We start from the raw sequence: 13,787 nt of genomic DNA, 5'->3' as shown, positions 1-13,787 counted from the left end.
GGGTGTGACGCGGACATGCGTCGGGGCCGGTGCGGAGATCTTCTCCGGGCCGGCCCCCGTTCGTACGGGCCGCGGTCAGGCGGCCTTCATCACCTGGCCGGTTCCCAGCGGCCGGTGCGGGGCGATGATCTGCCCGTCCGGGAGCAGCTCACCGGTGTCCTCGAAGAGCAGGACGCCGTTGCACAGCAGGCTCCAGCCCTGTTCCGGGTGGTGAGCCATCAGGCGGGCGGCCTCCCGGTCGGCTGAGTCGGCGGTCGGGCAGGGTGGCTGGTGCTGGCACATGGGTGGGTTCTTTCGCTGCGTTGTAGTGAGTGTCCTGCGGCTTGATGAGGTGTTCATGGCCGCCCCCCGTATCAATCGGTCCGGTCCCAGTGTTGCCCCACGGGCGTCAATCCGCAGGGATTTCGCGGCAGCACTTCTCCTACTCCCATGACGCGTCACCCGGCCGGACGGTTCAACACAACTGCACTGTCCCTTCGGGTGGTTCGGGGTGGCCGGACCGGACTAGTCCGGATGGCCTCCGAGTGCGTACCAGCAGTACTGTGCCCCGCCACCGGAAACGGCGACGGGGCACAGCACGGCTGGCCGGCGGCGGGCTGTGGTCAGGCCGGTGAACCGAGCAGGGGACCGGGGCCAGGGGTGATACGCAGCGTCATCACGGGGAGCAGATCGGCGACCCGGTGCGGGCGGTGTGCCGCGATGCCGGGTGGGGCGGGAGCCAGCGGTACCAGAAGGTCGGTGGGGGCCAGAGCTCCGCCGGACGCGTCGGCCTCGATGTCCTCGTGCAGCCACAGTGTGAGCATGTAGAGCTCGGGGATGGAGAGCAGGCGTGGCTGATAGTGCGGTGTCAACGTCTCCGCCTGGCGCAGGGCGAGTTCGGTCGAGGCGATGTACGGACCCTCGAAGAAGTGGGAGAAGGTCCACCCGTCCGGGGTGAGCATGGTGTCTGCCGCGGCGACGGCCCGCTCCGAGCTGCGGATCAGGAAGCGCCACGCGGCCAGGCTGGTGCGTGGTGCGAGCCCGCTCGGGCCGATCCGGTCCAGCACATGGACGGGGAGCGGGAGTTCGGGGCTCAGCGGTCCCTGGACGGACCGGAGAGCGGGGGTGCGGGCCTCGCGGACTGCGGTGGGTGAACCGAGTGCCGCGAGGACGCTGCGCAGGGCGGGCGCGGGAGCCGGAGGTACGTGAAGCGGCATAGTGGGTCGCCTCTCACTTCGGAGACACGGTGATGCGTGGGCGGGGGCAGACGGCGCTGTCGGCGTGCGGGGCCAGAGGAGGCCGGTGACTGGGCCGGTGCGTCAACTCTCTGCCTCGTCCGCGGAGTTTATACGACAGGTGTTCACACGGTGTTTCCGCTAGCCGCCTCAGGTATTGCCGGCAAGGCGGTATCCGGACTTTATTATGCGGAGAACCTGCCGATTCGGCGTGTGTGGCGCAGCTGCTGCCTGGTGTTTTTTCCCGGCCGCGGTCGGCCGAAACACGTCGACGATTTCACCACCGCCGCACGGTGGGAACTGCGCAGTGCTTCATGCCGACGGAATGTGCCCCCGGCGGCCGCACTCAGATTAGTGGGTCCGCGCTGTCCATGGGGGCGTTATCGATCACCTGCCTGGGCATTATCGACCGTGACGCGAGCGGCCTGGCCGCGGGCCGCCCACTCGAGGAGGGACGCTTCGATGGGGGAGAAGGTCGTGGCGGGCGCCTTTGACCTGTCCGATCGGCAGAGGTACCGGAGGAAACTCCACCTGTGCCTGGAGGGGCTGGGGAGGCTCCTGGCGGAGCAGAGGTTCGACCGCCCGCGCAACCTCATGGGCATGGAGATCGAGCTGAATCTGGCAGGTTCGGACGGCCTGCCGAGGATGATGAATGCGGAGGTGCTGGAGCGGATCGCGAGCCGTGATTTCCAGACCGAACTCGGGATGTTCAATTTGGAAGTGAACATAGTCCCGCACCGCCTGGACGGACGCGTATTCGATCAACTGGCCGAGGAGCTCAGGACCGGCCTCGGATATGCCCACCGGAAGGCGGGAGAGATCGACGCCGGCATCATGATGATCGGAATACTGCCGACCCTCGACCACCGGGACCTGGTCTCGGCGAACCTCTCGGACGGGGACCGCTACGCGTTGCTGAACGATCAAATGGTGGCGGCGCGCGGGGAGGATTTCGCGCTCGATATCGAAGGCGTGGAGCGATTGGTCTGTACCTCCACCTCGATTACGCCCGAAGCGGCCTGTACCTCGGTCCAGCTGCATCTGCAGGTGACCCCTGCACGGTTCGCGGACGTGTGGAACGCGGCGCAGGCCGTCGCCGCCGTTCAGATCGCCCTGGGGGCCAACTCGCCCTTCCTGTTCGGCAGGGAGCTGTGGCGGGAGTCCCGCCCGCCGCTCTTCCAACAGGCCACCGACACCAGGCCGCCCGAACTGCAGAACCAGGGAGTGCGCCCGCGAACGTGGTTCGGCGAGCGGTGGATCAGTTCCGCGTACGAGCTCTTCGAGGAGAATCTGCGCTACTTCCCGCCGTTGCTGCCGATCTGTGACGAGGAGGACCCGCTCCAGGTCCTCGACGAAGGCGGGGTGCCGGCGCTCCAGGAACTCGTGCTGCACAACGGTACGGTCTACCGCTGGAACCGGCCGGTGTACGGGCTGGCCAACGGCGTACCCCACCTCCGCGTCGAGAACCGCGTTCTGCCCGCCGGGCCCACCGTCACCGATGTGATGGCCAACGCCGCGCTCTACTACGGCCTGGTGCGGGCGCTCGCCGAGGAGTCCCGCCCGGTGTGGACCAGGCTGCCGTTCGCCGCCGCGGCCGAGAACTTCGACACCGCCTGCCGCCGGGGCATCGACGCCGAGCTGATCTGGCCCCGGCCCGGCCGGTCGGGCGGGCTGACCCGGGTGCCGGCAGTCAAGCTCGTACGGGACGATCTGCTGCCGCTCGCCGCGGCGGGGCTCGACGCCTGGAACATCGAGCCCGCGGACCGCGACCACTACCTCGGGGTCATCGAGGAGCGCTGCAAGCGACGGGTGAACGGGGCGTCCTGGCAGGCGGACACGTACCACCGGGGGCTGGACGCCGGGCTCGCACGGGACGCGGCGCTCGGGGCGACGACGCGCCGGTACGCCGAGCTGATGCACAGCGGCGAGCCCGTGCACACCTGGCCGGTCGGCTTCCCGGACAGTCCGTAGACCGGCGTGGCTCGCCGCTGTGCCCGGTGAGCCGCGTGCGCGCTGTTCGATGCCGTTCCCGGCCGCGCGTCGGCTGCCCCTGGGCGGCACGGCCGTTCTGTCCGGCTGTCATCGCGGCCTGCAGAGTCACGGCCTGGATCTCGGCCGGGTCGGTGACCTGGTAGTCGCCACCGCCGGTCACCCCGGCTATCTCGTCCACCTCGCCATCGCGGCCGGCCGCGGGGCCGGCCGCGAGGAGGTGGAGCGGTACCGGGCGAGCCGCTTGAGCTCCGCGATCAGGGCACTGCGGGAGATGGAGCGGTCGTCCTGGTTCGAGCCGTCGGTGAGGATCACGACGGCGTTGAACTTCCCCTTCACATAGGCCGGCTGCGCCTCCTTGTAGGCAGCCGGCGTGGTGTCGTACAGAACCGTCGCACCTTCGGCACCGGCTGGAGTGCGGAGAAGACCGCGGCGAGCTTCTCGCGGTGGGTGCCGCCGCCCTTCACGGGGTCGCCGAGCCGTGCCGTCGGCACCAGTCGGCGGTGGTCCTTGGTGCCGTCGAGCGTGGTGGCGAACTCCCGCAGACCGATCTCGTCGTTCGGCGTGAACTGGCCGAGGGCCTGGATCAACGACGCCTTGGTGACGTCCATTTGGCACGGTCCAGCCGGAGATCGGAGTCGGGCAGCCAGATCCGGTGGTCCGGGGTGCGGGTGCCGGCGGAGAGCGCATCGGCGACCTGGTACGAATCGTGGGCGACGACCTGGACGTGGGGGCAGCGCCCGTCGGATCTGATCTGGTCCTTGCGCACCTTGTCGGCGACTGCACTCATGGCGGGGGCGATCTCGGGGGAGGTCATCATGGAGAGCCGTACCGCGGACCCCTGGCAGGACTTGGGGAACGGCAACAGGCCACCCTGCGCAGCAACTGCCGTCCCCGCCGCCACAGCGCGGACGAGCATGGTGGCGATGGCAACGGTGCGGCGGCGGCGTGGCGGAGAGCTGTCCCCGTTCGGTTGCATCGCGTAGTCATAGGGCAAGCTGTGGCGTCCCATGTCGGTGGTGCCCCTCCCTGAGGATGAACAAGGAAAAAGGGGGACCACACCATCACCAGTGGTGGTCGCCCCCCGGCCGATCGAGCATGATCTTCGTACCTGCATTCGAGACCCCGGCGGGACGGGGAGCGGGATGAGACGCGAGTGCACAACTGAAGGCGGGTGTACAGGTGAAGGAGGGGCGTGTGGCTGATTCTTTCCCTCAGGTGGATGTGTCACGACGGATGCTGCGGTCCGAAACGATGCTGGTGCTGGCTCTGTCGCTGGGTGCCAGCGCCGTGTCTGCCCTGATCAGTTTTGTCGGATCGCTGACGAAACCGGGGGCTTTGAAGGAGCAGGCGGCGACGCTCAACAGCTCGTACGCTCCAGGACGCCCCTGGCTGGATCTCGCCTGGCAGCTCTTCGGTATCGCCACGGCGCTGGTCCCCGTCGCGCTGGTGGCGCATCTGCTGATCCGGGAAGGGGCGAGCCTGCGCGTCATCGGCTTCGACCGCAGCAGGCCCAGGTCGGACCTGGGGCGCGGCGTGTTGATCGCGGCGGGGATCGGCAGCGCCGGCCTTGCTTTCTATCTGCTGGCGCGGGCAGCCGGGTTCAACCTCACGGTGGTTCCGGAGTCGCTTCCCGGTGTGTGGTGGAAGTATCCGGTCCTGATCCTCTCCGCGTTGCAGAACTCCGTGGTGGAGGAAGTGATCGTCGTCGGCTATCTGCTGCGCAGACTCGGGCAGTTGGGGTGGACTCCGATGGCCGTCCTGGTGGCGAGTTCGGTGCTGCGCGGCTCTTACCACCTCTACCAGGGGATCGGCGGATTCATCGGCAACATGGTGATGGGCGTCGTCTTCGTGCTGCTGTACCGGCGATGGGGGCGGGTGGGCCCGCTGGTCGTGGCACATGCGCTCCTCGACATCGGGGCGTTCGTCGGGTACGCGCTGCTGGCCGGGAAGGTGGGGTGGCTGCCGACGCCGTGAGTGTGTCGCGCGGAAGGAGGGGCGTACGGATCATTGCGTCCGCCCCCTCTCCCGTCGGTCAGAAGGTGGTCAGCAGTTCTCCGTCGACGACGGTCACCGCGCTGCCCGTCAGCAGTGTGCGGTCGCCGCGCAGCGACGTGCGGACCAGGCCGGAACGGGCGGAGGCCTGCAGTCCGGTCAGCTCGTCACGGCCGAACCGGGCCGACCAGAAGGGGGCCAGGGCGGTGTGGGCGCTCCCGGTGACCGGGTCCTCGTCGATGCCGACCCGGGGGAAGAAGCCGCGGGAGACGTAGTCGTAGCCACGGGACGAATCCTCGGCGGCGGCCGTGGCGATGATGCCGCGCCGTGAGCAGGAGGCCAGCCCGGCGAAGTCCGGGGTCAGTCCGCGCACGGACTCCTCGTCGGCCAGTTCGACGAGCAGGTCGCCGATGTGGGCGCCGGTGTCATGGACGGTCAGCGGTTCCGCACCCAGAGCGACGGCCAGTCCGGCCGGAGCGGAGGCCGGGGTGAGCGGGGCCGTGGGGAAGTCGAGTGTGAGTGAGCCGTCCGGGTGGGCGGTGGAGGTGAGGATGCCGCAGCGGGCGGCGAAGCGCACCGTTCCGCCGGCCGTTCCGGTCGTGTGCAGGACGTGGGCTGTGGCGAGGGTGGCGTGCCCGCACATGTCCACCTCGGTGGCAGGGGTGAACCAGCGCAGCGCCCAGTCCGCCTCTCCGCCCGGGGGCAGGGGGTGCGCGAAGGCGGTCTCGGACAGGTTCATCTCCAGGGCGACCTGCTGGAGCCGGTCGGCCTCGGGGAAGGCGTCGGAGTCCAGGAGCAGGACGGCTGCGGGGTTGCCGGTGAAGGGGCGGTCGGTGAACGCGTCGACGATTCGGATCCTCATGGGACGACCGTAGAGGTCCTGGACGGCGGCGGACCAAGGCCAATTCCAGGCCGCCGGCCCGGGATCCCGAGAGCCACCCCGGGGCGTCACGGACGGCGCCCCCACGCGGAGACGAGCGGGGCGGTGGCCAGATCCAGGCGTCCGGTGGCAACGTTCTTCAGATGCCGGTCGATCTCCTCGTCGGTGGCGAGACCGGATGTCACGAGCCGGTCGCGGATCTGGTGCACGGTGGCGGCCTCGAGGACGGTGCACGCCGGTGAGGTGATCGGGAAGTACGCGTCCGCCTGTACATCGGCCAGACCCGCCTCGCGCAGCAGCCGGGGCAAGGTCCGGCCGTAGGTGAGGTCTGCGCCGCGGGCCGCCATGAGTTCACGGAAGCCTGACCGGAGACGATTGGCGAGGCGCTGTTCGGGGCCCGACTCGTCGGGGCACAGCAGCGGCTGCAACCCGGGGTCGGCGTCCTCCAGAAGGAGTACACCACCGGGGCGCAGCGCCTGAATCATGCGGCGCAGTGCCTCGGCACGGTCGGTGACGTGCACCAGGACCAGCCGGGCATGGACCAGGTCGAAGCCTCCGGGAGGCGGGGGATCGGCGGCGACATCGTGGCGCAGTACCTCGACGACCTCGTCAGCGGCGCCCTGCGCCCACGACACGTCGATGTCCGTCGCGACCACCGCGCCGGTCGGACCGATTCGGGCGGCCAGCCCTGCGGGAACGGAGGGACCACCGGCTCCGACCTCCCAGCACCGCATACCTGCGGTGATACCGAGCCGGTCGACATGCCGGAAGGTCACCGGGTCGAAGAGTTCGGCGAGGGCGCCGAAGCGGATGCCCGCCTCGGACTGCCGGTTGTCGAGCAGGTAGCCGTGGTCCAGGCCGTGCCCGGGTTCCGGGTCAGGTGCAGTCATGTCGCATCGCCTTCGTCCTGTGCCGTCTCGGGGCAAGTATGCAAGGGCCTTCCGAAGCGATTGTCGTACGACCGGTTCCGATATATCGTTGACGCATCGCGACAGATCAACGATGGAAGGAGCGTAGCGATGCGTTCACATGGACACGAGCACGAACATGGGCATGGGCACGGACATGGGCACTGCGGGCCCGGTCATCAAGGTCGGGGCGACTTCGAGGGGCGCCGCGCCTTCGGGCAGTTCGGTCCGCCCTTCGGTGGCGGTCCGTTCGGTGGCGGCCCCTTCGGTGGGGGGCGCGGTCGTGGAGGCGGCCGGGGCAGGGCGCGTCGCGGTGACGTCCGCGCTTCGATCCTGGCGCTGCTGAAGGACCGGCCGATGCACGGTTACGAGATGATCCAGGAGATCGGCGAGCGCAGCGGCGGGGCCTGGCGTCCCAGCCCCGGCTCGGTCTACCCGACCCTTCAGCTGCTGGAGGACGAGGGGCTGATCGTCAGTGCGAGCGAGGGCGGCAAGAAGCTGTTCACGCTCACCGACAGCGGCCGCACCGAGGCGGAGTCGGGGCCCGAGGCGCCCTGGGAGGAGGCCGGGCGAGGGGTCGACTGGGAGAGCGTGAACGAGATCCGGCAGGCCGGCTTCGGTCTGATGGAGGCGTTCGGCCAGGTCTGGAAGACCGGCTCGGCCGACCAGCGCCAGAAGGCACTGTCGGTTATCAACGACGCCCGCAAGAAGCTCTATCTGATCCTTGCCGACGAGCACTGACCCGACGGGTGCGGTGCGAGGAGCCCCGCGGCTCGGCCGCGGGGCCCCTCGTCCGTCCGGAAGCGGTCAGGCGGCGACGAGACCGCTCAGCTTGCGGAGCGACTCGGCGAGCGCGGCGGTCGCCGAGTCCTTGAGCTTGCCTGCCATGAGGGAGACCGCGGCACCGGTGAACTCCCCGTCGATGCGGACCGTGGTGGCACCGCCGTCGGGTGTCAGTGAGTAGCGCATGGCCAGATTGACGCCCATGGGTCCCTTGCCCTTGGTGGTCAGCAGCCGGGCGGTCTCGAGCTCCTCCACCGTCCAGGTCACTTCGGCGGGGAAGCCCATGAGCTTCATGTTCTCCTCATAGGTGGCCGCGAGTTCGAGCGTGGCCGGGCCGCCCTTGGGGAAGCTGGTGTGGGTGGTGTTCCACTGGCCGTACGCGGTGAAGTCCGTCAGCTGGGCCCAGACCTTCTCGGCCGGCGCTTCGATACGCGCTTCGGCACTGACTTCGGCCATGCGACCACCCCTTCTCGTCGGGTTACGGTGTCGCGGAACGTAGCTGCAGTAGCAAGAACATTCAATACTGATGAACCGTCAGATATATTGGGACCGGCCTGCCCGCCAGATCGGCGCCGTCGAAGCGATCGGACGCGCGAGGGTGCGGGCCGTCGTCATGGCCGTGGAACGCCGCCCGGAACAGGTCGGCGGGCAGGGCGTCGCAGGGTGGGTGGACCCGGTAGACGTACTCCCGGCCGTCGATCGCCGGCAGGGCGACCATCCATGACACTCCGGCACTCCCATCCGGCTGTCGCAGAAGTGGTGACGCGTGAGGGACGTGTACAGGGCGGCCCGCGGTTGCTCCGGGAGTGCAAGGCAAGGCGGCGCGCGCCGTCCCCCGGGATCGTCTCCGTCAATGGCGCGATCTCATCCGTAAGGAGGAGGAACCGCTCTCATGTGCCCAACTTCGGTGGGATACGTAAATGGGCCCCTCCGGGGATGCTCGCGCACCACTGGACTGATGGGGTGAGAGGTGTGCAAAACCGGACGCCGCGGATCCCTCAGCAGCCCGCATCGAACCGTGCTGAGCTCGACGCCATCCTCACTGTGGAGCTGGCCTCGGTGGTGACAGGTGCGCGCAGGCGCGCACTGCGTGACGGCGACCGGCAGATCGACACGGCCCATCTGCTGCACTCCCTCATCGAGTCGGACCCGGAGGTCCGTGCGGCCTTCGCCGGTGGGCCGCAGCTCGCCAAGGTGCTCGGCTATCTCGTGCAACGCTCCATCGGTTACGGGCTCCGCTGGCAGGGTGCTGTGGAGGACTCCGGTGCGCTGCCCATGGTTCCGGAGGCGGGGGTGGACGGCTGGTCGCCCTCGGCCGTCTCGGCGATGGAAGGTGCGCGCGGGCGGGCGGAACTGCGCGGTGACCCGCGGGCCGGGGGACTTGATCTGCTCGCCGCTCTGGCGGCGGACCAGGAGTGCCGGGCCGTCGAGGTGCTGGAGCGGGCGGGTGTCGACGCGGCGCTGCTCGCGGACCGGATCGCGAAGGCCTCCCGGCGGAGTTGACGGCGGGGCGTGATCCGCTTGACGCGCATGACAGTGGTGACCATGGTGACGGTCCTGACGGCAGCTGTCATGATGTCCCGATGCACGCGTCTTTTCAGGGGAGGAGCGCCGGCCTGGGACTAGCCCTGGCCTCGGCGTTCGCATTCGGTGGTTCCGGGGTGGCGGCCAAGCCGCTGATCGAAGCAGGGCTCGACCCGCTTCATGTGGTGTGGCTACGGGTGGCCGGCGCCGCTCTCGTCATGCTGCCCGTGGCCTGGCGCCACCGAGATCTCGTACGCAGTCGGCCGGTGCTGCTGCTGGGCTTCGGACTGCTCGCCGTCGCGGGCGTCCAGGCCTGTTACTTCGCCGCGATCTCCCGAATCCCCGTCGGCGTGGCGCTGCTCGTCGAGTACTTGGCGCCCGCACTCGTCCTCGGCTGGGTCCGGTTCGTCCAACGCCGTCCGGTCACCCGGGCCGCCGCGGTCGGCGTCGTCCTCGCGGTCGGGGGCCTCGCCTGTGTGGTCGAGGTGTGGTCAGGGCTGAGCTTCGACGCCGTCGGGCTGCTGCTCGCCCTCGGCGCCGCGTGCTGCCAGGTCGGCTACTTCGTCCTCTCCGACCAGGGGAGCCAGGACGGCGCGGCGGGCGCGGAGCCTCCGCATCCGGTGGGCGTCATCGCCTACGGACTGCTGATCGGCGCGGTCGTCCTCACCGTGATCGCGCGGCCCTGGGGCATGGACTGGTCCCTGCTCGGCGGCAGTGCGGCCATGAACGGGACGGATGTGCCCGCGTGGCTGCTGCTCCTCTGGATCGTGCTGCTCGCCACCGTGATCGCCTACGTCACCGGTGTGATCTCGGTGCGGCTGCTCTCCCCGGCGGTGGCGGGCGTCGTCGCCTGCCTGGAGGCGGTCATCGCGACCGTGCTCGCCTGGGTCCTGCTCGGCGAACATCTCTCCGCGCCCCAGCTCATCGGTGGTTCCCTGGTGCTGATCGGTGCGTTCATCGCCCAGTCGTCGACGCCGAAGGCGCCTTCCGGGCCCGTGGCATCGGGGCCGGGTGAGGCGCAGGGCCAAGGGGAGCACGAAGACCGCGGTGCGGCGCGGGGTGGGGGCCGTACGGCGGCGGTCGAGGAGGAGTTGTCCGCCGAGCGTGCCGCCACGTAATGTGCCGATCATGCACCTGACCGTACTTCCGCCGCCTGCCGCCTAGCGCGGGCGGCCACTCCTGACGAAGACCGGGCTCGGGCAGTCCCCGAGCGGATCGTCGCTGCCCGCGTGCGGAGCCGAGCGACCGTCGTCCTGTCTTTCCTGTGGAGAAGTCACGTGTCAAATCCTGCTGCCGGCCTGCCCGTCGGGCGGAGCCTGTTCTATCTGATCGTTGCCGGAGTGGCCTGGGGTACCGCGGGGGCGGCCGCCTCGCTGATCTTCCGGGTCAGCGATCTCGGCCCTCTCGCCCTGTCGTTCTGGCGCTGCGTAGGCGGCCTGGTGCTGCTCCTCGCCGCGCTCGTCCTGCGTCCCCGGCGCACCGCTGCCCTTGCCGAGTCACGGCGGCGCCGGCTGCTGCGCATCCTCGGGACCGGCGTCGGCCTCACTGTGTTCCAGAGCGCGTACTTCGCGGCCGTGGAGGCGACCGGCCTCGCGGTCGGGACCGTGGTCACGCTGGGCGCGGGGCCTGTGCTCATCGCGGTCGGTGCGCGGCTGACCATGGGGGAGCGGCTGGGTGGCGGCGGACTCGCCGCAGTGGTGGGCGCGCTCGCCGGGCTCTCCGTGCTGGTGCTCGGCGGTGACGGCGGTACGGTCCGGCCCGCCGGGGTCGCGCTGGCGCTGCTCTCCGCTGCCGGCTACGCCGGCATCACCCTGCTGACCCGCTGGCTCGGCCGCGACGGCGGTGGCTCCGACGCGCTCGCCACCAGTGCCTGGGCGTTCGGGATCGGGGCACTCGGGCTGCTGCCGATGGCGGCAGTCGAGGGGCTCGTGCCGCACACCGCGGACGCCGCCCAGGTGGTGTGGCTGCTGGTGTACGTGGCAGCTGTCCCGACAGCGCTCGCCTACGCGCTCTACTTCGCGGGCGCGGCCGTGGTGCGGGCCGCGACCGTGTCCGTGATCATGCTGCTCGAACCGGTGAGCGCCGCGGTGATCGCCGTTGCCGTGCTCCGGGAGCAGCTCACCGCGGCCACGGTTGTCGGCACACTGCTGCTGCTCGCAGCGGTGGCGGGGCTCGCCGTCGCCGAGACGCGCAGTGCGTCGAACGCCCGCCGCCGGGCGGCCGTTCCGGCCTGACGCCGACCGCCTGACCGCTGACCGGTCGTCCTGACGTCGGGGAGCGCGGGCCCAGCCCCTCGAAGGCGGCCTGCGCTCCCGGACCGCGCTCAGAGAACAGTCAGATAGTCAGGCACGACGATGGCCGGATCGAGGTCGTCCGACGGCTGCGGTGCACGGTAGCCGTGGGCCAGCGGTACGACGCCCGCCCAGTGCGGCAGCGCGAGATCGTCCGGCTCGTCGTTCGGACCGCCGGTCCGCACCTTCGCGGAGACCTCGTCGAGATCGAGCCTGATCACGGCCGTCGCGGCGAGCTCCTTCTCGTTGGCCGGACGGGAGTCGGCGGTCCTGCCCGGAACGACATTGTCGACGATCGCTTCGAGCGCGGTGCGCCGCTCCTGCGGGTCGGTGACCGTACGCGCTACGCCATGGACCACCACGGAGCGGTAGTTGATCGAGTGGTGGAAGGCGGAGCGGGCCAGCACAAGACCGTCGACATGCGTCACCGTGAGACAGACGGGCAGGCCGGGGTCCGCCTGGCCGGCCGCCCGGAGCGGCCGGGAGCCGGTCGAGCCGTGCACGTACAGCCGCTCACCGATCCGGCCGAACAGCGTCGGCAGGACCACCGGCGCGCCGTCGCGGACGAAGCCGAGATGGCAGAGATATGCCTCGTCGAGTATCGAATGGACCAGCTCCCGGTCGTACGAGGCACGCTCCCGGGAACGGGTCGGGACGGTCCGCTCGGTCGGTTCGTACGGGGCTGCTGCCTCCGGGCCCGTGGTCTGCGGCGGTGCGGTGTCCGGCATTGCCAACTCCATTGCACTAGTGCATAATCTTGTTTGTGCTAGAAGAGTATCGGATCGTCGGGCGGCGTGCATCGGAAATTGCCGCGAGTGTGGAGCGTGCGGTCGGGTCGGGCGAGCTCGCTCCGGGGCAAGTGCTGCCGCCCATGCGGGAGTTGGCGGCGCGGCTGGAGGTCAATCCCAATACGGTGGCGGCCGCGTACCGCACCCTGCGCGAGCGCGGAGTGATCGAGACGGCCGGGCGCAGGGGGAGCAGGGTGCGCCTGCGCCCCGCCGGTACGGTGCGCGGCTCGCTCAGGGTCGAGGCGCCGCCCGGCGTGCGTGATCTGGGGGAGGGGAACCCGGACCCGGCGTTGCTGCCGCCGCTGGACGGGGCGCTCGCGGCGGCAGCGCGCGCGTACGCGAAACGACCCGGAATGTACGGGGAGGCATCCGTGGATCCGGAATTCGAGGCTCTGGTGCGTGCCGCTCTCGACGCCGACGGTGTGCCGGCCGGGCCCGTGGCCGTCACGTCCGGATCCCTGGATGCGATCGAGCGGGTGCTGGTCGCCCACCTCAAGCCCGGTGACGCGGTTGCCGTCGAGGATCCAGGCTGGGGCGCCCTGCTCGACCTCGTACCGGCGCTGGGGCTGCGTCCCGTGCCGATCGCCCTGGACGACGAGGGCCCGCTCCCCGACGAGGTCGAGCGCGCGCTGAACGCCGGTGCCCGCGCGCTCGTGGTCACCGACCGCGCGCAGAACCCGACGGGCGCCGCAATCGGGGCCGCGCGGGCGGAGGAGTTGCGGTGTGTCCTCGCCGGCCACCGCGGAGCGCTGTTGATCGAGGACGACCACGGGCACGCCATCGTCGATCTGCCGCTGCACCCGCTGGCAGGTGCCACGGACCGGTGGGCGTTCGTCCGGTCGGTCGCCAAGGCGTACGGCCCCGATCTGCGGGTGGCCGCGCTGACCGGGGACGCGGTCACGGTCGACCGGGTTCTGGGGCGGCAGCAGATGGGGCCCGGCTGGGTCAGCAGGCTGCTGCAGCGGGCCGTGGTGCATCTGCTCACGACGGGTGCGGTGGACTCCGACGCGGTCGCCCGGGCGTACGGGGAGCGGCGCGACGCGCTCGTCCAGGCGCTGATGGAGCGCGGCGTCGAGGCGCACGGCCGCAGCGGCATGAATGTGTGGGTGCCGGTGAGTGACGAGACCGGTGCCGTGGCCCGGCTGCTGAACGCCGGCTGGGCGGTGGCGCCCGGGGCGCGGTTCCGGGTGGTCGCGCCGCAGGGGATCCGGCTCACCGTGTCACCGCTCACCGCGGCCGACATCGCGCCGCTGGCCGACGCGGTGGCGGCAGCGGCGGAACCGCCCCGGCCGATGAGCTACGGCTGAGGCGGCCCTGACGGGTGGCCGGCCTCAAGGGCTGTCCCGTAGTGCCTGGCGGGCGCACGACGACAGCCACGGCACCTCGCCGGGTTGTCGGAGCGCTCGAATGCGCCC

Annotated in this window: 14 protein-coding genes and 1 pseudogene; 7 read left to right on the top strand and 8 right to left on the bottom strand. The window is 70.5% G+C overall.

The genetic code is table 11. The features are described from left to right. Positions 1 to 75: 75 nt before the first annotated feature. Positions 76 to 282 (bottom strand): DUF5999 family protein, encoded by a 207-nt coding sequence (locus ACIA8E_RS22365; protein ID WP_030921602.1) that lies wholly within the window; start codon positions 280 to 282, stop codon positions 76 to 78. Positions 283 to 602: 320 nt separating this feature from the next. Next, entirely contained in the window at positions 603 to 1,196 is a 594-nt protein-coding gene (locus tag ACIA8E_RS22360; protein ID WP_399300917.1) for a hypothetical protein, read from the bottom strand. 480 nt (positions 1,197 to 1,676) lie between these two features. Between ACIA8E_RS22360 and ACIA8E_RS22355 the strand changes: the two genes are divergently transcribed. Further along, positions 1,677 to 3,185 (top strand): glutamate-cysteine ligase family protein, encoded by a 1,509-nt coding sequence (locus ACIA8E_RS22355; protein ID WP_399300915.1) that lies wholly within the window; start codon positions 1,677 to 1,679, stop codon positions 3,183 to 3,185. 79 nt (positions 3,186 to 3,264) lie between these two features. Here ACIA8E_RS22355 and ACIA8E_RS22350 read toward each other — a convergent pair. Next, positions 3,265 to 4,215: pseudogene (locus tag ACIA8E_RS22350) on the bottom strand (hypothetical protein); the annotation flags it as partial. Between the two features lie 224 nt (positions 4,216 to 4,439). Between ACIA8E_RS22350 and ACIA8E_RS22345 the strand changes: the two are divergent. After that, entirely contained in the window at positions 4,440 to 5,180 is a 741-nt protein-coding gene (locus ACIA8E_RS22345) for a CPBP family intramembrane glutamic endopeptidase (protein WP_399300950.1), read from the top strand. Between the two features lie 58 nt (positions 5,181 to 5,238). Here ACIA8E_RS22345 and ACIA8E_RS22340 read toward each other — a convergent pair whose 3' ends face one another. Both ACIA8E_RS22340 and ACIA8E_RS22335 read right to left on the bottom strand, forming a co-directional pair. After that, positions 5,239 to 6,060: a PhzF family phenazine biosynthesis protein gene (locus tag ACIA8E_RS22340; RefSeq protein WP_399300913.1), complete on the bottom strand. Its 822-nt coding sequence runs from the start codon at positions 6,058 to 6,060 to the stop codon at positions 5,239 to 5,241. A gap of 86 nt (positions 6,061 to 6,146) precedes the next feature. After that, the gene (locus tag ACIA8E_RS22335) at positions 6,147 to 6,968 is read right to left on the bottom strand and encodes a class I SAM-dependent methyltransferase (RefSeq protein WP_399300911.1); all 822 of its coding nucleotides are present in this window, start codon (positions 6,966 to 6,968) and stop codon (positions 6,147 to 6,149) included. A gap of 129 nt (positions 6,969 to 7,097) precedes the next feature. Between ACIA8E_RS22335 and ACIA8E_RS22330 the strand changes: the two genes are divergently transcribed. Next, positions 7,098 to 7,727 carry a PadR family transcriptional regulator gene (locus ACIA8E_RS22330; protein ID WP_399300909.1) on the top strand — a complete coding sequence of 210 codons (630 nt, stop codon included), beginning with the start codon at positions 7,098 to 7,100 and terminating at the stop codon, positions 7,725 to 7,727. 66 nt (positions 7,728 to 7,793) lie between these two features. On the opposite strand, the gene ACIA8E_RS22325 is transcribed toward ACIA8E_RS22330, so the two are convergent. Further along, entirely contained in the window at positions 7,794 to 8,225 is a 432-nt protein-coding gene (locus tag ACIA8E_RS22325; protein WP_399300907.1) for an SRPBCC family protein, read from the bottom strand. A gap of 61 nt (positions 8,226 to 8,286) precedes the next feature. Continuing rightward, positions 8,287 to 8,496 (bottom strand): hypothetical protein, encoded by a 210-nt coding sequence (locus tag ACIA8E_RS22320; protein WP_399300905.1) that lies wholly within the window; start codon positions 8,494 to 8,496, stop codon positions 8,287 to 8,289. A gap of 245 nt (positions 8,497 to 8,741) precedes the next feature. On the opposite strand from ACIA8E_RS22320, the gene ACIA8E_RS22315 reads away from it, so the two are divergent. The 3 genes from ACIA8E_RS22315 to ACIA8E_RS22305 all read left to right on the top strand — a co-directional run bounded on the left by ACIA8E_RS22315 (position 8,742) and on the right by ACIA8E_RS22305 (position 11,527). Continuing rightward, entirely contained in the window at positions 8,742 to 9,272 is a 531-nt protein-coding gene (locus tag ACIA8E_RS22315) for a Clp protease N-terminal domain-containing protein (RefSeq protein ID WP_399300903.1), read from the top strand. Between the two features lie 80 nt (positions 9,273 to 9,352). Then, positions 9,353 to 10,411, top strand: a complete 1,059-nt coding sequence (locus ACIA8E_RS22310; RefSeq protein WP_399300901.1) for an EamA family transporter — start codon at positions 9,353 to 9,355, stop codon at positions 10,409 to 10,411. Positions 10,412 to 10,570: 159 nt separating this feature from the next. Next, on the top strand, positions 10,571 to 11,527 hold the full coding sequence (locus ACIA8E_RS22305) for a DMT family transporter (protein ID WP_399300899.1): 957 nt from the start codon (positions 10,571 to 10,573) through the stop codon (positions 11,525 to 11,527). Between the two features lie 89 nt (positions 11,528 to 11,616). Here ACIA8E_RS22305 and ACIA8E_RS22300 read toward each other — a convergent pair whose 3' ends face one another. Beyond that, positions 11,617 to 12,312, bottom strand: coding sequence for a pyridoxamine 5'-phosphate oxidase family protein (locus ACIA8E_RS22300; protein ID WP_399300897.1), 696 nt, complete (start codon positions 12,310 to 12,312; stop codon positions 11,617 to 11,619). A gap of 35 nt (positions 12,313 to 12,347) precedes the next feature. Between ACIA8E_RS22300 and ACIA8E_RS22295 the strand changes: the two genes are divergently transcribed. Continuing rightward, entirely contained in the window at positions 12,348 to 13,679 is a 1,332-nt protein-coding gene (locus ACIA8E_RS22295; protein ID WP_399300895.1) for an aminotransferase class I/II-fold pyridoxal phosphate-dependent enzyme, read from the top strand. The last annotated feature ends 108 nt before the right edge of the window (positions 13,680 to 13,787 follow it).

This window comes from Streptomyces sp. NPDC051664 (genome assembly GCF_044453545.1).
Taxonomy (GTDB): Bacteria; Actinomycetota; Actinomycetes; order Streptomycetales; family Streptomycetaceae; genus Streptomyces.
This window is presented reverse-complemented; position numbering and strand designations above follow the sequence as displayed.

Excerpts from the sequence above, each read along its gene's own strand:
- ACIA8E_RS22365 (WP_030921602.1), bottom strand. The coding sequence starts at position 282 with ATGTGCCAGCACCAGCCACCCTGCCCGACCGCCGACTCAGCCGACCGG.
- ACIA8E_RS22360 (WP_399300917.1), bottom strand. The coding sequence starts at position 1,196 with ATGCCGCTTCACGTACCTCCGGCTCCCGCGCCCGCCCTGCGCAGCGTC.
- ACIA8E_RS22355 (WP_399300915.1), top strand. The coding sequence starts at position 1,677 with ATGGGGGAGAAGGTCGTGGCGGGCGCCTTTGACCTGTCCGATCGGCAG.
- ACIA8E_RS22345 (WP_399300950.1), top strand. The coding sequence starts at position 4,440 with ATGCTGCGGTCCGAAACGATGCTGGTGCTGGCTCTGTCGCTGGGTGCC.
- ACIA8E_RS22340 (WP_399300913.1), bottom strand. The coding sequence starts at position 6,060 with ATGAGGATCCGAATCGTCGACGCGTTCACCGACCGCCCCTTCACCGGC.
- ACIA8E_RS22335 (WP_399300911.1), bottom strand. The coding sequence starts at position 6,968 with ATGACTGCACCTGACCCGGAACCCGGGCACGGCCTGGACCACGGCTAC.
- ACIA8E_RS22330 (WP_399300909.1), top strand. The coding sequence starts at position 7,098 with ATGCGTTCACATGGACACGAGCACGAACATGGGCATGGGCACGGACAT.
- ACIA8E_RS22325 (WP_399300907.1), bottom strand. The coding sequence starts at position 8,225 with ATGGCCGAAGTCAGTGCCGAAGCGCGTATCGAAGCGCCGGCCGAGAAG.
- ACIA8E_RS22310 (WP_399300901.1), top strand. The coding sequence starts at position 9,353 with ATGCACGCGTCTTTTCAGGGGAGGAGCGCCGGCCTGGGACTAGCCCTG.
- ACIA8E_RS22300 (WP_399300897.1), bottom strand. The coding sequence starts at position 12,312 with ATGCCGGACACCGCACCGCCGCAGACCACGGGCCCGGAGGCAGCAGCC.